The organism is Rhodococcus sp. BP-349 (assembly GCF_019835845.1).
GTDB lineage: Bacteria > Actinomycetota > Actinomycetes > Mycobacteriales > Mycobacteriaceae > Rhodococcoides.
Genome location: NZ_JABUDR010000002.1, coordinates 690076 through 708066, shown reverse-complemented (window position 1 = coordinate 708066; position 17991 = coordinate 690076). Strand labels below are relative to the sequence as shown.

The 17991-nt window shown below is 68.2% G+C and carries 12 protein-coding genes; 6 read left to right on the top strand and 6 right to left on the bottom strand.

Going from position 1 to position 17991, the window contains the following annotated elements:
* Window positions 1–3: 3 nt before the first annotated feature.
* Window positions 4–501 carry a histidine phosphatase family protein gene (locus HQ325_RS13890; protein ID WP_222630383.1) on the top strand — a complete coding sequence of 166 codons (498 nt, stop codon included), beginning with the start codon at window positions 4–6 and terminating at the stop codon, window positions 499–501.
* Here HQ325_RS13890 and HQ325_RS13885 read toward each other — a convergent pair.
* Window positions 480–1373, bottom strand: coding sequence for an SDR family oxidoreductase (locus tag HQ325_RS13885; protein WP_222630381.1), 894 nt, complete (start codon window positions 1371–1373; stop codon window positions 480–482). The genes HQ325_RS13890 and HQ325_RS13885 overlap by 22 nt on opposite strands.
* Before the next feature lie 152 nt (window positions 1374–1525).
* Here HQ325_RS13885 and HQ325_RS13880 point away from each other — a divergent pair, with 152 nt between their 5' ends.
* From HQ325_RS13880 to HQ325_RS13870, 3 genes are all read left to right on the top strand, one after another.
* Window positions 1526–1909 carry a VOC family protein gene (locus tag HQ325_RS13880; protein WP_222630379.1) on the top strand — a complete coding sequence of 128 codons (384 nt, stop codon included), beginning with the start codon at window positions 1526–1528 and terminating at the stop codon, window positions 1907–1909.
* Window positions 1910–2091: 182 nt separating this feature from the next.
* Window positions 2092–3441, top strand: coding sequence for an MFS transporter (locus tag HQ325_RS13875; RefSeq protein ID WP_222630377.1), 1350 nt, complete (start codon window positions 2092–2094; stop codon window positions 3439–3441).
* Between the two features lie 64 nt (window positions 3442–3505).
* The gene (locus HQ325_RS13870; protein ID WP_222630375.1) at window positions 3506–4612 is read left to right on the top strand and encodes an endonuclease/exonuclease/phosphatase family protein; all 1107 of its coding nucleotides are present in this window, start codon (window positions 3506–3508) and stop codon (window positions 4610–4612) included.
* Window positions 4613–4616: 4 nt separating this feature from the next.
* Here HQ325_RS13870 and HQ325_RS13865 read toward each other — a convergent pair whose 3' ends face one another.
* Complete coding sequence (locus HQ325_RS13865; RefSeq protein WP_222630373.1) at window positions 4617–5579, bottom strand: MsnO8 family LLM class oxidoreductase; 963 nt, start codon at window positions 5577–5579, stop codon at window positions 4617–4619.
* 166 nt (window positions 5580–5745) lie between these two features.
* Here HQ325_RS13865 and HQ325_RS13860 point away from each other — a divergent pair, with 166 nt between their 5' ends.
* Window positions 5746–7368 carry a GMC oxidoreductase gene (locus HQ325_RS13860; protein ID WP_374107217.1) on the top strand — a complete coding sequence of 541 codons (1623 nt, stop codon included), beginning with the start codon at window positions 5746–5748 and terminating at the stop codon, window positions 7366–7368.
* A 17-nt stretch (window positions 7369–7385) separates the two neighbouring features.
* On the opposite strand, the gene HQ325_RS13855 is transcribed toward HQ325_RS13860, so the two are convergent.
* Entirely contained in the window at window positions 7386–9023 is a 1638-nt protein-coding gene (locus tag HQ325_RS13855; RefSeq protein ID WP_222630371.1) for an alkaline phosphatase, read from the bottom strand.
* 112 nt (window positions 9024–9135) lie between these two features.
* Here HQ325_RS13855 and HQ325_RS13850 point away from each other — a divergent pair, with 112 nt between their 5' ends.
* Window positions 9136–9462 (top strand): hypothetical protein, encoded by a 327-nt coding sequence (locus HQ325_RS13850; protein WP_222630370.1) that lies wholly within the window; start codon window positions 9136–9138, stop codon window positions 9460–9462.
* 16 nt (window positions 9463–9478) lie between these two features.
* Here HQ325_RS13850 and HQ325_RS13845 read toward each other — a convergent pair whose 3' ends face one another.
* The 3 genes from HQ325_RS13845 to HQ325_RS13835 all read right to left on the bottom strand — a co-directional run bounded on the left by HQ325_RS13845 (window position 9479) and on the right by HQ325_RS13835 (window position 17834).
* Window positions 9479–9868: a VOC family protein gene (locus HQ325_RS13845; RefSeq protein ID WP_222630369.1), complete on the bottom strand. Its 390-nt coding sequence runs from the start codon at window positions 9866–9868 to the stop codon at window positions 9479–9481.
* A gap of 405 nt (window positions 9869–10273) precedes the next feature.
* Window positions 10274–14230, bottom strand: coding sequence for a DNA-directed RNA polymerase subunit beta' (locus HQ325_RS13840; RefSeq protein ID WP_222630368.1), 3957 nt, complete (start codon window positions 14228–14230; stop codon window positions 10274–10276).
* Window positions 14231–14327: 97 nt separating this feature from the next.
* The gene (locus HQ325_RS13835; protein ID WP_027504574.1) at window positions 14328–17834 is read right to left on the bottom strand and encodes a DNA-directed RNA polymerase subunit beta; all 3507 of its coding nucleotides are present in this window, start codon (window positions 17832–17834) and stop codon (window positions 14328–14330) included.
* Between the last annotated feature and the right edge of the window lie 157 nt (window positions 17835–17991).

Here is a 17991-nt window from a genome sequence, read left to right as displayed (position 1 = left end):
GCGATGTCCGACACCCGCACCCTGATCCTGATGCGCCACGGCAAGTCCTCGTACCCGGACGGGGTGGACGACCACGACCGGCCGCTCGACGAGCGGGGCCGTCGCCAGGCCGCCGCGGCCGGCGACTGGATCCGGGCGAACGTCGGCGCCGTGGACGCGGTGATCTGCTCGACGGCGACGCGTACTCGCCAGACCCTCGAGCGCACGGCCGTCGACGCGCCGGTGCGCTTCGAGGGCACCGTCTACGGGGGCTCCCCCGACGACATCGTCCGCGAGATCACCGCGACCGACGACGGGGCGGCCACCGTGTTGGTGGTGGGCCACGCACCCGGAATCCCGTTCACGGCACTGGAACTCGCCGACAATCAGGAGTCGGACGCGGCGGTGTGGATCCGACGGGGCTACCCCACCTCCGCGCTGGCGGTACTGGAGTTCACCGGCGACTGGTCGGATCTCGGGCCGGGGCGCGCCCGCCTGACTCACGCGCTCCGCGTCGACTGACCCTCCACCACAGCGCGATTGCGCGCGCTCTCCGAGCGACCCAGCGCTTTCACCTCGGCGTCCATCTTCGGCAGGATGCGCGGCACGTGGCGCAGCGTCGTGGCCTCACCGAGCCGAGTGGTGAGCACGGAGCGCACCCACCCGATGCCGCCCACGATGCCGGGAACGTAGACCCGGCGTGACCGCCGCTCCATCGCGCGGACGAAGGCGTCGACACACGCCTCGACCGGCAGGGTGCGGCCGAGTGGCCAGGGCAGGACGGCCAGCAGATCCTGGAAGGCGGTGAGGTCGGACTTGGCGTCCTGCACCAACGGGGTGTCGATCCACGCCATGTGGGCCGAGCCGACGTCCACGCCCTGGTACTTGACCTCGAGGCGCAGAGCGTTGGCGAAGTGTTCGGCCCCTGCCTTGCTCGCGTTGTACGACGCGAGGCCGGGGCACGCGGTGAAGGCCGCGAGCGACGAGACGACCAGCACGTAGCCCTTGCGCTCGATGAGCGACGGCAGCGCCGCGCGGACGGTGTGGAAGACGCCCGTGGTGTTGATGTCGATCACGCGCTTGAACGTCTCCGGATCGACGTTGAGCACCGACCCGTAGCTCGAGATGCCTGCGTTCGCGAGGACCACGTCGATGCCTCCGAATCGCGCGATGCCCGCGTCCACGGCGGCCTGCATGTCCGCGAGATCCCGCACGTCGGCGCGCACCCCCACGGCGACGTCGCCCAGATCGGCCACGAGTGCCGTCAGAGGCGCCTCGTCCACGTCGGTCAGCACCAGCTTCGCGCCCTTGGCCGCGAGAGCCCGCGCCGTCGCCTCGCCGATACCGCGGCCCGCGCCGGTGATGAGCACGACCTTGTTGCGCACGCTGACCATGTGAGTCCTCCTGACGACGAATGTCCGGTCACAGTACCTGTGACCGGAGATGACACCTACTGTTCCCGGAATCGGCGACTCATTGCGGACCGTGATCGTCCTCGATCGAGCGCACAATCTCGGTCATCATCCGATACGAGGAGAGGCCGACCATGACCGCCACGCACCCGCTCACCATGGAGATCCAGCTCGTCATGCTGCCCGTCACCGACGTCGACCGTGCGAAGGAGTTCTACACGCACATCGGCTTCCACGCCGATCACGACGCCAGTCCGTTCCCGAACATGCGCTACGTCCAACTCACCCCGCCCGGTTCCGCGTGCTCGATCGCGATCGGGAAGCACATCACCTCCGCCGCACCCGGATCCGTGGAGGGCATGCTCGTCGTCGTGCAGGACGCGCAGGCCGCGTACGAGATGCTGCTGTCCGCGGGCGTCGAGGCCACCCCGGTGAAGGACGAGGGCTGGGGGTTGTTCACGTACTTCGCCGACCCGGACGGCAACAGGTGGGCGGTGCAGCAGCTGCCGGTGGGCTGACGCCCCCGTGCGCCTCTTGCGCATCCAGGGATACGCAAAAGGCGCACGGGGGTGACGGAGCAAGGGTCCGGGCGGGCCCGATGGTGGGTCCGCCCAAGCTTCTCCCGACGACGGCACCCGGGCGTTTCGCCGGAATAGGCTGCGCCCGAATCGGCAGGCGCGCCGGTCGGACGGGGGCGGCAGTGACGGAGACCGAGAATCGGACCGAGCGGGGTGCGGCGGCAACGCGGGCACCGCGGTGGCGCACGATCGGGGCGCGGCGCGACTCCCTCACCCTCCCGTACGGGTGGGGACCCGCGATCGTGCTGGTGCTGGTCTCCCTCGTCGACCGCATCGAGTTCAGCCTGGTCGCCGCCGTGCTGCCGCAGCTGCAGGCGGAGTTCGGGTTCGGCGACACGGCGGCCGGTTCCATTCCCACTGCGGCCGCCGTCGCCGCGGGCCTCCTCGCGATGCCCGCCGCCTACCTCGCCGATCGCCACGACCGCGGCCGCATCATCACCGTCGTCGTGTTCCTGTGGGCCCTGGCGACGGTCGGTTCCGCGCTCGCTCCCACCTTCGCCATCTTCTACCTGGTGCGCATGGGCCTCGCCGCCGCCGAGGCCATCGACAACCCGGCCAGCGCCAGCATGCTCGCCGACTTCCACCCACCCGCGACCCGCCCGACGGCCTTCGGGTGGTGGCGGACCGCGGCCTACCTCGGCGGCGCCGGCATCGTGCTGGGCGGAGTGCTCGCCGAGTGGCTCGGGTGGCGCGGCGCCTTCCTCGTCATGGCGATTCCCGGTGTGGTGGTCGCCGTCCTGATGTCACGCGTGCGCGAGCCCGAACGGGGGTACGCCGACAGACTGGCCGCGGGCAGCGCGGACACGCCCGCGCCGGAGGCCACCACCGACCCGATGCCGGTCCAACTTCGCCGCGTCGCACCGATCCGGACGCTGTGGTTCACCGGCGGCGCTCTCACCGTCATGAGCCTCGCGGTCGGTGGCCTGACGTTCTGGGTGCCCAGCCTGTTGCAACGTCGCTTCGGCCTCGGCGAAGCGGCCGCCGCGTCCGCGGGCGGTGGTCTGACACTGATCGGCATCGTCGGCGGCACGCTCGTCGGATCCCTGCTCACCCGGCGAACCCTGTTCTCGACGCCGTCGCAGTGGCGCGTCCTGGTGGGCGGCACCGGCATCCTGCTGGGCACCGCGGCCATGGCCGGGGCGTTGGCCTCCGAGAGCTGGCTGCCCTTCACCGTGCTGCTCACCGTGTTCGGGTTCTTCACCGCCTGGGCCATTCCGACGCTCACCTCGTGCGTCGCCGACGTGCTCGCCCCGCGCGACCGCGGACTGGGTTACGGACTGCTGCAGATCGCCGCGACCGTGGGCGGCGCCGTCGGACCGCTCCTCGTCGGCGCGGTGTCCGACGCGTACGGCTCCCTCACCACCGGCATGGTTCCGCTGCTGCCCCTGCTGCTGATCGGGGGCGTGCTCGCCCTCTGCGCCTACCCGTACGTGTCGCCGGACGCGCAGCGGGTGCTGGACGGCGTGGCCTGACACGCCCCTGCCCGCCCTCTCGTGTTCGCCCGTCTGTCAGGGCGGCGCGATAGCGTCCCGCACCATGCGACTCACCCGCGTGCTTCTCGCCGCGTCCGTCCTCGCCGCGTCCGTCCACACCCTGACCGCCTGCAGCGCGCCTGCCGCCGACGAGCCGCCGGGTGACCCACGCACCGTCCGCGTCGCGACGTACAACGCCAGCATGAACCGCCCCGCCGCCGGCGATCTGGTCGCCGCTCTGCGGTCCGGAACGGATCCGCAGATCCGGTCGGTGGCCGACGTGGTCCAGCGCAACGCCCCGGACATGTTGCTGCTCAACGAGTTCGACTACTCCGACGGCGCCGTCGACCTCTTCCGCGACAACTACCTCGCCGTCGGCGACGCACCGATCGACTACCCGTTCGCATACACGGCGCCCGTCAACACCGGCGAGCCGTCCGGGCTCGACCTCGACGGGGACGGGCGGTCCGACGGACCGAACGACGCCTGGGGCTTCGGGCAGTTTCCCGGCCAGTACGGCATGGTCGTCCTCTCCAAGTTCCCACTCGACGCCGCGGCGGTCCGCACGTTCCAGACCTTCCGCTGGGCCGACATGCCCGACAACCTGCTGCCGCGCGAGTACTACGGCGCGAACTCGGATGCGCTGCGCCTGTCGAGCAAATCGCACTGGGACGTGCCCGTGGACATCGACGGGCGGGTGATCCACCTGGTCGTCTCGCACCCCACGCCGCCCTCCTTCGACGGGCCCGAGGACCGCAACGGCCGACGCAACCACGACGAGATCCGGCTCACCGCGGACTACATCGCCGGCGCCGACTACCTCGTCGACGACACCGGACTCGCCGGCGGCCTGCCGAACGGTTCCTCGTTCGTGGTGTTGGGGGACCAGAACAGCGATCCGGTCGACGGGGACTCCTATCCGGGCGCCATCGCGCAACTACTCGACAGCCCGGCGCTGCAGGACCCGGCGCCCACCTCGCCGACCGCCGGCACCGACACGGCGGACTTCGCCGATCCCGTGCCGGGTGATCTGCGGGTGGACTACGTCCTGCCGAGCACCGATCTGACGGTCACCGGGTCGGGGGTCTTCTGGCCCGCGCCCGGCGAGCCGGGCGCCGAGTTGCTGTCGGCCAGCGATCACAGACTGGTGTGGGTGGACCTGCAGGTCTGACCCGTCAGCGCAGCAGTGCGGCCAACGCCTCGTCGGACGCACGCAGCGCGTCGCGGTCGAACGTCGATGCCGAGGACAGGATCTCGTCGGCACCGGTGCGGTCGACGAGGTTTTCGAGCCGGCGGCGCACCGTCGCCGGACTGCCGTGCACGCTGCCGTCGAGGGAGCGCTGGGCCGACTCCCGAGCTCGCGGGGTGAGACCGTCGGGCATCTCGGTGACCGCCCGCAGCGGTGGGAACTCCCCGGTACGGCGGGAGTCCGCCATGGCCACCGCTTCCGCCATGGCGAGTCCGCGGGCCTCGGCGTCGGTGTCGGCGACCAGGACGTCGAGCGACACCGTCACGGACGGCTGCGCCGCGAAGTCCGACGGAACGAACTCGCGTCGATACGCCGTCAGTGGAGCAAGGTCACCCGTGAGCATCGGTCCGCCCACCACCACCGGAAGCCCGCGCTGCGCGGCGATCGCCAGCCCGTGACCCGTCGCGAGAACGTGGATCGGGATCAGTCGCTCGGGCGCGGGCTGCACGGTCACCGGACCGGTTCCGAGCAGGAAGTCCTGCAGATCCGCGAGGTCGTCGGCGAAGCGCTCGGCGTCCTCGGTGTCCGCCCGCAGCACCTTGCGCACCGGCGGCGTGAACCCCAGCGACCGGCCGACACCGAGGTCGACACGGCCGGGACACAGCGCATCGAGCATCGCGAACTGCTCCGCGACGACGATGGGCGAGTGGTTCGGCAGCATGACGCCGCCCGACCCCAGCCGGATCCGCGACGTCGCCGCGCCGATCGCGGCGAGCAGCACCGCGGGTGAGCCGCTCGCGATGCCGGGGACGGCGTGATGCTCGGCCACCCAGAACCGCTCGTAACCCGCCGCCTCGGCCCACCGCGCACGCTCGATCGTGTCCGACACCGCGGCGGCGGCGGACCGATCGGTGCGGGTACGGGAGCGATCGAGAAGGGACAGACGCATACTCTGCACAACCGTCGCGAGAGCCACCCTGTTCCGCTCCGGCGCTCCCGAGAAACCGGCACGGAGATTGGTAACAGTCATACAATCCGGTCGAGTGGTTCCATCGTCGGCACCGTGCACGGGACACTGATCACTCGACTGTTCTCGATCGATGGTGGGTGTGCACGTGAAGCGCAGGCAACTGCTGCAACTGGCCGCGGCGGGAATGGTGGGCCTCACGGTTCCGCCCGCGATCACCCGGTCGGCAGCGTCCGCCCTCCCGCTCGGCGTCCCCTCGATCCGGAACCTCCTGCCCGAACTGTTCGCCGACCCGCCGCGCCCACCGGATCACTCACCCGCCATCGTCATCGGATCGGGCTTCGGAGCCAGCGCCGCGGCGTTGCGGCTCGCGCAGGCCGGTACAGCGGTCACCGTGCTCGAACGAGGACTTCGCTGGCCGCGCGATCCGTTCCGCGAGATCTTCACCGCCGACATGACGGCCGACGGGCGCGGCCTGTGGCATCAGCGCTCGTTCACCAATCTCACCGGCATGCCCGTCGGGCCGGTCGACTGGTTCAACGGCGTCCTCGACACCACGCGATACGAGAACCTGTCGGTGTGGCGCGCAGCCGCGGTGGGCGGCGGCTCCGTCGTCTACACCGGCGTCAGCATCGCCCCGGACAGGCGCTTCTTCGACCTCTCCTTCGGGGGCCGTCTGGACTACGACGAGATGGCGTCGCAGTGGTACCCGAAGGCGCGCTCGGTGCTCCGGCCCTCGACGATGCCCGACGACATCTACGCATCCCCCGGATTCGCCCATTCGCGAACGTGGGACGACCATGCTCGCCGGGCCGGATTCGACCCGCAGCGCGTCGACGGAGGCTGGAACTGGAACGTGCTGCGTGACGAGATGTCCGGGCGGTCCCGGCCGTCCGCCACCATCGGCCGCAGCACGTTCGGTAACTCCAACGGTGCGAAGCACGATCTGACGCAGAACTACATCCCGCAGGCCGAGGCCACGGGGAACGCCGTGGTGTGTCACAGCCACGAGGTCGTCGCCATCGGCACCGAGAGCGGCGGCCGTTACCGCGTGGAGGTGCGGCGCCTCGATCCCGAGGGCAACGCGCTCGAGACACGCACTCTCACCTGCGACTCGCTGATCCTCGGCGCCGGCTCCATCGGCACCACCGAACTGCTGGTCCGCGCGCAGGCCACCGGCGCGCTCACGGAGCTCAACGAGTTCGTCGGACGTGGATGGGGCACCAACGGCGACGCCTTCATGACCCGCTCGCTCGGCCCCATCGGCGGCGGACCGCAGGGGGCGCCGTGCGCCTCGCGCATCGTCGACGACACGGGCCTGCCACTCAGCGTCGAGAACTGGTACGTCCCGGGCGTTCCCACCGAGATGGGGTTCCTCGGATCGCTCGGTATGACCATCGACCCGCTGCGGGCCGATTTCCGCTACGACCGTGCGACGGACGGGATGAGCTTGACCTGGCCCAAGGGCGGCAGCCGCGACACCGTCGAGGCACTGCGCGCAGTGCAGAACCGGATGGCACAGGCCGGCCGCACCGTCGTCTCCGCGGAGCCGTTCACTCGCGACGTCGACGACACGTTCACCGCGCACCCCCTCGGCGGTGCGGTCCTGGGCGACGTCACCGATACCTACGGACGAGTGAAGGGGCACCCCGGCCTGTACGTCATGGACGGAGCTCTCGTTCCCGGCAGCACGGGTGCGGCCAACCCGTCTCTCACCATCACCGCGCTCGCCGAGCGCAACATCGCAGCCGTCATCGCTGCGGGCGGCTAGGCGTACCCGGCCGTCCGCTAGGCCAGGCCGATCTCCGGCCGACCCTCCGGCACCGTCACGGTCGCTGCCGTGCGGACCGGCGCGCCGGGAACCGAGATCGCGTCCAGGACCCGGACCTCGGACCGCCACTCCGTCGGCGTCAGCGTCGCACGCAGATAGCCGCGACGGGCATTGCCGAACTTGACGTGCGGTGACGCGGCCGCGATGTCCGCACCGACCGTGTCGACGTCCGCACCGTCCTTGCCCGAGGCGATGGATGTCGACGCGATCTCCACGCCCACCACCGGGGCCGAGTCGTCCTGATAGTCGCGGCGCAGCTCCGACACGATGGTGCGGTGGATGTCACCCACGATGGACGCCAGGTTAAGACCGCGGTCGCGGGCGCCGTCGAGGATGCGGTGCCGTGACGCCTCGTATCCACTCCACGGGTCCATCCCGACCTTCCGCTCGCCGTCGCTGATGCGGGCGAGGTCGGAGATCACCGTCTGGTGTGCGAGGAACTTCCACGTGGCGCCGGACCCGAAGCCGTCGAGGATCCACTTCTCCTGCGCCGCTCCGGTGATGGTGCGACTCGGATCCGCGGTCTCCGCGTTCTGCGCATGTTCGCCGTCCCCGTTGGCCTGATCGCTGCGGTACTGACGGGTGTCGAGCACCGAGAAGTCCACCAGATCACCGAAACTGAAGCGGCGGTACGCCGTCAGATCCGGTCCCGTCGGTCGCTGGGCCATCCGCACGGGAGTGTTCTCCCACCACGCCTTGAACGCATCTGCGCGGCGCAGGAGAAACAATCGCGGGTCACCCGCAGGGTCGCCGGGAGCGGCGGTGCCGGCATCCTGACTGATCGCCCCGGCCCAGTTGTTGTCCACCTCGTGATCGTCGAAGGTGGTGATCCACGGCGCTACCGCGTGGGCCGACGCGAGGTCGGGATCCGACTTGTATAGCGCGTACCGATCGCGATAGTCGTTCAGCATCAACGTCTCTCGGCCCGCGGAGTCAGGCCGTGGCTGCGATGCTCGGGCGCCCGTGCCGGCGATCGCGTACTCGTAGATGTAGTCGCCGAGGAAGAACACGACGTCCGGGTCACTCGCCGCGAGATCGGCATAGGCGCCGTAGAACCCGTCCTCCCACTTCTGGCACGACGCCCATGCGAACGACAGTGACGCCAGGGGTGATCCCGGTGCGGGCGCCGTCCTCGTCCGTCCGACGGTGCTCACGTGCGGACCGACCATGAAGCGGTAGAAATACTCTCGCGCCGGAGCCAGACCTCGCACGTCCACGTGCACCGACCAGCCGTCCGCGTCGGATGCCAGCTCGATGCCCTGGCTCACCATCCGCCCGAAGCGTTCGTCGTCGGCGATCTCCCACCGCACCGGCACCACACCCGGCCGCATACCGCCGACCGGAGCGAGTGGGTCGACCGCGAGACGCGTCCACAGCACCACCGAGTCCGGAAGCGGATCGCCCGACGCGACGCCGAGGCGGAACGGGTAGTCGGCCGGGGTGCCGCGCGGCGGTTGCGCGTGGGCCGTCGCGCTCGACAGTTCCGGTGTCATCGCGAGCGCACCGACCAGTGCGGTCCACGTGAGGAACGAACGACGCGTGGTGCCGGCACGCAGAGAACGATCGGCACCGATGACGAGATCACGACGGGTCATGGACCGAACGGTGCTCCTCGAAAGAAAACTCCGTGTGGATCGGAGGCGACGCGCGCGTGGCCGGGCCACGAGGACTCGCGCTGAAACCACGCGAATCGGGTACGCCGAACTCATGGACGACAAGCGAGAGATGGGCAGGCGCGACGTCGAGAAGCGGTGGCGCGATCCGCGAGCGTTCCGCCACGCGGCCGCGTACGACGGAGCCGTGATCGGCATCGCTGCCGTCGGGGTGGCCGTGTTCCTCGCAGCGGGCGCGTCCAGCGTCGTGATCGGTGCGCTCGTCCCGGCTGTCTGTCTGCTCGGCGGGATCGGCGCACTGTGGATCGGCTACCGGTCCTACCGCCACGGCGGGACGTGGCCCGTCTGGCAGGGCGCCGCCTGGCTGCTGTTCGCGCTGATGCTTGTGAGCTTGTCCCTCCCGACCCTCGCTCTGCGCTGAGCCGGGAGGGAACGCTTCACGCCTGCACGACGGTGACGACGTTGCCGTCGGGGTCCTTCAGCATGAACATCGGCGGCACATTGGGGTCGTCGTCCTCGCCGAGCGGTTCCATGTCCACGCCGCCGATGGCGCTCAGGCGCGCGTGCTCCGCTCGAACGTCGGAGGTCTCCACCCCGATGGACGAGCCGCCGGGTTGGTCGTACATCGGCGGGTTGAGCGCCAGTCGCGCCGTGGACCCGCGCGGGGCCACCTCGAGCCAGCGGTACTCCTCGTTCGGGCCGAAGCGGGTGTCACCGCGCACCTCGAACCCGAGCACGCGGGTGTAGAAGTCGAGGGCCTTGTCCTGATCGGCAACGGTGAACATGGCCACGCCGATGTTCGTGATGGTGCTGGGAGTCTCGGTCATACAGATGCCGACTCCGCGGTGGCCCGGAACTCATCGCGGTGACCTGGCGGTGTGCCGGGCCCGGCGCCGCGCGCAGCGCCCGGTGCTGCGCGCACCCCATAACCTGCGCAAAACCCCGCGCGGTGCGCCCGGCACGACGCGCACCAGAGATCCGGGGCGCCGGACCGTCGGCAACCCGCCGGACCTTCCGCGCGCAGCGCCCGGTGCTGCGCGCACCCCGTAGCGTGCGCAGAACCCCGCACGGTGCGCCCGGCAGCCCCAACCCCCCGCGCGGTGCGCCCGGCAGCCCCAACCGGCCGGCACGGTGCGCCCGGCACGATCAGCACCCGGCACCCCCGAACACAGAACAGCCCCGCACCCCACCGAAGTGGAGTGCGGGGCTGGACTTGTCTGTCGCGCTACCGGCTAGCGGTAGTCGCCGGAGAAACCGTAGTCGTCGAGCGGCACTGCAGCACCGGTGTTCTGGCCGAAGCCGTCCGCGCTGTAGTACTGATCGTCGTACGACGGCACCGCGTAGGCCGCGGCACGTGCTTCCTCGGTGGGCTGAACCGTGATGTTCCGGTACCGGTTGATGCCGGTGCCGGCGGGGATCAGCTTTCCGATGATCACGTTCTCCTTGAGACCGATGAGCTTGTCCGAGCGGCAGTTGATCGCCGCGTCGGTCAGCACTCGGGTGGTCTCCTGGAACGACGCCGCGGACAGCCACGAGTCGGTCGCCAGCGATGCCTTGGTGATACCCATCAGCACCGGACGTCCGGCCGCGGGCTCGCCACCCTCGGACACGACGCGACGGTTGCTCGACTCGAACTCGCTGCGTTCGGTCAGCGATCCGGGCAGGAACTCCGTGGAGCCCGAATCGATGATGGTCACGCGGCGGAGCATCTGACGAACGATCGTCTCGATGTGCTTGTCGTGGATGGACACACCCTGGCTGCGGTACACCTCCTGGACCTCGTTGACGAGGTGGATCTGCACCTGACGCGGGCCCATGACTCGCAGGACCTCGTGGGGATCGGCAGCACCTTCCATGAGCTGCTGGCCGACCTCGACGTGGTCACCGTCCGACAACAGACGCTCCGTGCCGTCGTCGTGCTTGAAGACACGCAGACGCTGACGCTTGGAGAGCTTGTCGTAGACGACCTCTTCGCCGCCGTCGTCCGGGACGATGGTGATCTTGTAGAAACGGTCACCGTCCTCGAGCTGGATGCGACCCGAGACGTCCGCGATGGGCGCCTTGCCCTTGGGCACACGAGCTTCGAAGAGCTCCTGCACTCGGGGCAGACCACCGGTGATGTCGTCGCCGGCCACACCACCCTGGTGGAAGGTACGCATCGTGAGCTGCGTGCCGGGCTCACCGATCGACTGTGCCGCGACGATACCGACGGCCTCGCCGATGTCGACGAGCTTGCCGGTGGCCATGGAACGGCCGTAGCAGGTGGCGCAGACGCCGGTGCCCGTGGTGCAGGTGAGCACCGAACGGACCTTGACCGACGTGATGCCCGCTGCGAGCAGCGCGTCGATGGCCGGGTCGCCCAGGTCGTGTCCACGCTCGACGATGACGTTGCCGTCGGCGTCGACCGCGTCAGCGGCCAGGGTGCGGGCGTACGTCGAGGTCTCGACGTGCGCGTCGCGGATCATCGAGCCGTCGGCCAGCTTCTCCGCGATCACCGTGGTGATGCCGCGCTCGGTGCCACAGTCGGTCTCTCGAACGATGACGTCCTGCGAGACGTCGACCAGACGACGCGTCAGGTAGCCCGAGTCGGCGGTACGAAGCGCCGTGTCGGCCAGACCCTTACGAGCACCGTGGGTGTTGATGAAGTACTCCAGGACCGTCAGGCCCTCCTTGAAGGAGGACTTGATCGGGCGCGGGATGAACTCACCCTTCGGGTTGGTCACCAGACCCTTCATGCCGGCGAGCGACCGCACCTGCGTCATGTTTCCGGCTGCGCCGGACTTCACGATCATCGGGATCGGGTTCTCGTCGGGGAAGTGGGCCTCCATGGCCTTACCGACCTGCTCGGTGGCTTCCTGCCAGATCTTGACCAGGGCCGAGTTGCGCTCGGTCCGGTCGAGAGCGCCGCGCTGGTACTGCTTCTCCAGGCGGTCGGCCTGAGCCTCGAACTCCTCGAGGATCTGCGGCTTCTCCGGCGGCACGAGGACGTCGGAGATGGAGATCGTGACACCCGAACGCGTGGCCCAGTAGAAGCCGGCGTCCTTGAGCTTGTCGACGGTCTGCGCGACCACGATCATCGGGTACCGCTCGGCGAGATCGTTGATGATCGTCGCCTGGCGCTTCTTCGGCATCTGCTCGTTGACGAACGGGTAGTTCGTCGGGAGCAGCTCGTTGAAGAGCACGCGGCCCAGCGTCGTCTCGGCGGTCCAGGCATCGCCCGGGGTCCAGCCGTCGGGGAACAGTTCCGACTCGATCTCGCGCGACGGACGCTGCTGCGTCAGACGCACCTTGATCTGCGACTGCACGGTCAGGACGCCTCGATCGACGGCCATCTGCGCCTCGGCCGGGCTGGCGTAGATGCCCAGCTCCGCCGAGTCGGACGTCGAGGCCTGGAACTCGCCCAGAGCCTTGTCGTCCAGACGCGTCAGGTGGAACAGACCCGTCACCATGTCCAGACGCGGCATGGCGAGCGGACGGCCCGATGCCGGCGACAGGATGTTGTTCGACGACAGCATCAGGATGCGTGCCTCGGCCTGCGCCTCGGCGGACAGCGGCAGGTGGACTGCCATCTGGTCACCGTCGAAGTCGGCATTGAACGCCTCGCACACGAGGGGGTGCAGCTGGATGGCCTTGCCCTCGACCAGCTGCGGCTCGAATGCCTGGATGCCCAGACGGTGCAGCGTCGGTGCGCGGTTCAGCAGCACGGGGTGCTCGGCGATGACCTCTTCGAGGACGTCCCACACCTGTGCGCGCTGACGCTCGACCATGCGCTTGGCCGACTTGATGTTCTGCGCGTGGTTGAGATCCACCAGGCGCTTCATCACGAACGGCTTGAACAGCTCGAGTGCCATGAGCTTCGGCAGACCGCACTGGTGCAGCTTGAGCTGCGGTCCGACGACGATGACCGAACGGCCCGAGTAGTCGACGCGCTTGCCGAGCAGGTTCTGACGGAAACGACCCTGCTTGCCCTTGAGCAGATCGGACAGCGACTTGAGCGGGCGGTTGCCCGGTCCGGTGACCGGACGGCCGCGACGACCGTTGTCGAACAGGGCGTCGACCGACTCCTGCAGCATCCGCTTCTCGTTGTTGACGATGATCTCGGGAGCACCGAGGTCGATCAGTCGCTTGAGGCGGTTGTTGCGGTTAATGACGCGGCGGTACAGATCGTTGAGGTCGGACGTCGCGAAACGTCCACCGTCGAGCTGCACCATCGGACGCAGCTCCGGCGGGATCACCGGCACGGCGTCGAGCACCATGCCCATGGGCGAGTTGCCCGTGGACTGGAACGCGGCGACGACCTTGAGACGCTTCAGCGCGCGGAGCTTCTTCTGGCCCTTGCCACTGCGGATGGTCTCGCGCAGGCTCTCGGCCTCGGCCTCGATGTCGAAGGTCTCCATGAGCTTCTGGATGGACTCCGCGCCCATCGCACCCGTGAAGTACTCGCCGTAGCGGTCGATCAGCTCGCGGTAGATGAGCTCGTCGACGATGAGCTGCTTCTTGGCCAGCTTGGTGAAGGTGGTCCAGATCTCCTCGAGACGATCCAGCTCACGCTGCGCGCGATCACGGAGCTGACGCATCTCGCGCTCGCCACCGTCCTTGACCTTGCGACGGACGTCGGACTTGGCGCCCTCCGCCTCGAGCTCGGCGATGTCGGCCTCGAGCTTCTGCGCACGGGCCTCGAGGTCGGCGTCACGCTGATCGGCGACGGCCTTCTTCTCGACCTCCATCTCGGCCTCGAGAGTGGAGAGCTCGTTGTGGCGCAGCTCGTCGTCGACGGACGTGATGACGTAGGCGGCGAAGTAGATGATCTTCTCGAGATCCTTCGGCGCCAGGTCCAGCAGGTAGCCGAGGCGCGACGGAACACCCTTGAAGTACCAGATGTGCGTGACCGGTGCGGCCAGCTCGATGTGGCCCATGCGCTCACGACGCACCTTTGCGCGAGTCACCTCGACGCCGCAGCGCTCACAGATGATGCCCTTGAAGCGCACGCGCTTGTACTTGCCGCAGTAGCACTCCCAGTCGCGAGTAGGTCCGAAGATCTTCTCGCAGAACAGGCCGTCCTTCTCGGGCTTGAGCGTGCGGTAGTTGATGGTCTCCGGCTTCTTGACCTCGCCGTAGGACCAATTGCGGATGTCGTCCGCGGTCGCGAGACCGATGCGGAGTTCATCGAAGAAGTTGACGTCCAGCACGTCGTACTTCCTTTCCCCTTCTCAGGGATAGTTTTCTGCTGCTACGAGTGATCGGGGGTGGGCCGGCGCGAGTGTCCTCGCGCCGGCCTGTCACCGATTACTGCGCGAGATCGTCGACGGTCGCGGACTCGTTGCGGGAGAGATTGATTCCCAGGTTGGCCGCGGCACGCTCGAGATCCTCGTCGTCGCCGTCCGCCATCGTGATGGCCGCGCCGTCCGAGGACAGCACCTCCACGTTGAGGCACAGCGACTGGAGCTCCTTGAGGAGCACCTTGAAGGACTCGGGGATACCGGGCTCCGGGATGTTCTCGCCCTTGACGATGGCCTCGTACACCTTCACGCGGCCGACCACGTCGTCGGACTTGATGGTGAGCAGCTCCTGCAGCGTGTACGCAGCGCCGTAGGCCTGCATGGCCCAGCACTCCATCTCGCCGAAGCGCTGTCCACCGAACTGCGCCTTACCACCGAGGGGCTGCTGCGTGATCATCGAGTACGGACCGGTCGAACGAGCGTGGATCTTGTCGTCGACGAGGTGGTGCAGCTTGATGATGTACATGTAGCCCACGGAGACCGGGTACGGGAACGGCTCGCCGGAACGACCGTCGAACAGGGTGGCCTTTCCGTCCGCGCCGACCATGCGCTCGCCGTCGCGGTTCGGGATCGTGCTCGCCAGCAGGCCGGTGAGCTCGTCCTCCTTCGCACCGTCGAACACCGGGGTGGCGATGTTGGTGTCCGCCTCGGCGGCCAGCATCTCCTCCGGCAGCGTCGCGGCCCAGTCGGGTCGGACTCCGTCCGCGGCCACCTGAATGTTCCATCCGGTCTTGCCGATCCAGCCGAGGTGAGTCTCGAGGATCTGACCGATGTTCATACGACGCGGGACGCCGTGCGTGTTCAGGATGATGTCGACCGGGGTGCCGTCGGACAGGAACGGCATGTCCTCCTGGGGGAGGATCTTGCCGATGACGCCCTTGTTGCCGTGGCGGCCGGCGAGCTTGTCGCCGTCCTGGATCTTGCGCTTCTGGGCCACGTAGACGCGGACCAGCTCGTTCACGCCGGGAGGCAGATCGTCGTCGTCCTCGCGCGAGAACACGCGAATGCCGATGACCTTTCCGTTCTCGCCGTGCGGAACCTTCAGAGACGTGTCGCGGACCTCGCGGGCCTTCTCGCCGAAGATGGCGCGCAGCAGGCGCTCCTCCGGGGTCAGCTCGGTCTCGCCCTTCGGCGTGACCTTTCCGACCAGGACGTCGCCGTCCCGAACCTCGGCACCGATACGGATGATGCCGCGCTCGTCGAGATCGGCGAGGACCTCGTCCGAGACGTTCGGGATGTCACGAGTGATCTCCTCGGCACCGAGCTTGGTGTCGCGGGCGTCGATCTCGTGCTCCTCGATGTGGATCGAGGTCAGGACGTCCTCTTCCACGAGGCGCTGCGACAGGATGATCGCGTCCTCGTAGTTGTGGCCCTCCCACGGCATGATCGCGACGAGCAGGTTCTTGCCCAGCGCCATCTCACCGTTCTCGGTGCAGGGACCGTCGGCCAGGACCTGGCCGGCCTCGACCCGTGCGCCCTCGTCCACGATCGGACGCTGGTTGGCACAGGTGCCCTGGTTCGAGCGCGCGAACTTGCGCATCCGGTAGGTGTTGCGAGTGCCGTCGTCCGCCATCACGGTGACGTAGTCGGCGGACACCTCCTCGATGACACCGGACTTCTCGTTGACGATGACGTCGCCGGCATCGACAGCGGCACGCAGCTCCATGCCGGTTCCGACGAGCGGAGCCTCGCTGCGCACCAGCGGCACGGCCTGACGCTGCATGTTCGCGCCCATCAGCGCGCGGTTGGCGTCGTCGTGCTCGAGGAACGGGATCATCGCCGTGGCGACCGAGACCATCTGACGAGGCGAGACGTCCATGTAGTCGACGTCCATCGACGAGACGAACTCGACCTCTCCACCCTTACGGCGGACGAGGATCTTCTCGTCGACGAAGCGACCCGAGGTGTCGATGGACGAGTTGGCCTGCGCCACGACGTGGCGGTCCTCCTCGTCGGCGGTCAGGTAGTCGACGTCGTCGGTGACCTGTCCCTCGACGACCTTGCGGTACGGCGTCTCGATGAAACCGAACGGGTTCACGCGTGCGTACACCGAGAGCGATCCGATCAGGCCGATGTTCGGGCCCTCCGGGGTCTCGATGGGGCACATGCGGCCGTAGTGCGACGGGTGGACGTCGCGGACCTCGAGGCCGGCGCGCTCACGCGACAGACCGCCGGGGCCCAGCGCCGACAGACGACGCTTGTGCGTCAGACCCGACAGCGGGTTGTTCTGGTCCATGAACTGCGACAGCTGCGAGGTTCCGAAGAACTCCTTGATGGCAGCGACCACGGGACGGATGTTGATCAGGGTCTGCGGCGTGATGGCCTCGACGTCCTGGGTGGTCATCCGCTCGCGGACCACACGCTCCATGCGGGACAGGCCCACGCGGATCTGGTTCTGGATCAGCTCGCCGACCGTGCGGAGACGACGGTTGCCGAAGTGGTCGATGTCGTCGACCTCCACGGGAACCTCGACGCCGTCGGGTGCCGTCATCGACTTCTCGCCCGCGTGCAGACGCACGAGGTACTCGATGGTGGCGACGATGTCCTCTTCGGTCAGCGTCGACGCCTCGATGGGCAGACCCGAGTTCAGGCCCAGCTTCTTGTTGATCTTGTAGCGACCCACGCGTGCGAGGTCGTAGCGCTTCTCCTTGAAGAACAGGTTCTCCAGCAGGGTCTGCGCGCTCTCCTTCGTGGGCGGCTCGCCCGGACGGAGCTTGCGGTAGATGTCGAGCAGTGCCTCGTCGGTGCCGGCCGTGTTGTCCTTCTCCAGCGTGGCCATGAGGATCTCCGAGAAGCCGAAGCGCTCGGTGATCTGCTCGGTGGTCCAGCCGAGTGCCTTGAGCAGCACGGTGACGGGCTGACGACGCTTGCGATCGATGCGGACACCGACGGTGTCGCGCTTGTCGACGTCGAACTCGAGCCAGGCGCCGCGGCCGGGGATGACCTTGACGCTGTGCAGATCCTTCTCGGTGGTCTTGTCGACGGCGTGGTCGAAGTAGACACCCGGGGAACGCACGAGCTGCGAGACGACGACGCGCTCGGTGCCGTTGATGATGAACGTGCCCTTGTCGGTCATCATCGGGAAGTCACCCATGAAGACCGTCTGGCTCTTGATCTCACCGGTGTTGTTGTTGATGAACTCCGCGGTGACGAACAACGGCGCCGCGTAGGTCATGTCCTTGTCCTTGCACTCGTCGATCGAGGCCTTGACCTCGTCGAAGCGCGGATCGGAGAAGGAGAGGGACATCGAGCCGGAGAAGTCCTCGATCGGAGAGAGCTCCGTCAGGATGTCTTCGAGACCGCCGCTGCGAGAGCTGTCGCCACGTGCTTCCGCACGTGCGCGCCACTCCGGCGTGCCGACGAGCCACTCGAACGAATCGGTCTGAAGATCGAGCAACCCCGGTACTTCGAGGGGTTCGCGAATCTTCGCGAACGACACCCTCTTCGGGGCTCCGGGAGTTCCGGCGTTTTCCTTGGACTGGGTGGAGACTGCCAAGATGCGTCCTTCCAGCACCTCACGCGGGCCGCTTCGTGCACTGCGCGACCGTCGCTAATCTGCTTCTTTGTGTGGGAACTTCGCTGGTCACTACCCGTACGAAGTCCTCGCTCAGCAGAGATCGACACACGTGTCGATTCAGGCAAAGTCTGGAAGTGGACAGGAGGCACCCAGC

What these genes read in the sequence shown, in the direction of transcription:
- HQ325_RS13855 (WP_222630371.1), bottom strand. Translation starts at nt 9,023, where the DNA reads ATGACCCGTCGTGATCTCGTCATCGGTGCCGATCGTTCTCTGCGTGCC.
- HQ325_RS13870 (WP_222630375.1), top strand. Translation starts at nt 3,506, where the DNA reads ATGCGACTCACCCGCGTGCTTCTCGCCGCGTCCGTCCTCGCCGCGTCC.
- HQ325_RS13845 (WP_222630369.1), bottom strand. Translation starts at nt 9,868, where the DNA reads ATGACCGAGACTCCCAGCACCATCACGAACATCGGCGTGGCCATGTTC.
- HQ325_RS13865 (WP_222630373.1), bottom strand. Translation starts at nt 5,579, where the DNA reads ATGCGTCTGTCCCTTCTCGATCGCTCCCGTACCCGCACCGATCGGTCC.
- HQ325_RS13880 (WP_222630379.1), top strand. Translation starts at nt 1,526, where the DNA reads ATGACCGCCACGCACCCGCTCACCATGGAGATCCAGCTCGTCATGCTG.
- HQ325_RS13850 (WP_222630370.1), top strand. Translation starts at nt 9,136, where the DNA reads ATGGACGACAAGCGAGAGATGGGCAGGCGCGACGTCGAGAAGCGGTGG.
- HQ325_RS13890 (WP_222630383.1), top strand. Translation starts at nt 4, where the DNA reads ATGTCCGACACCCGCACCCTGATCCTGATGCGCCACGGCAAGTCCTCG.
- HQ325_RS13885 (WP_222630381.1), bottom strand. Translation starts at nt 1,373, where the DNA reads ATGGTCAGCGTGCGCAACAAGGTCGTGCTCATCACCGGCGCGGGCCGC.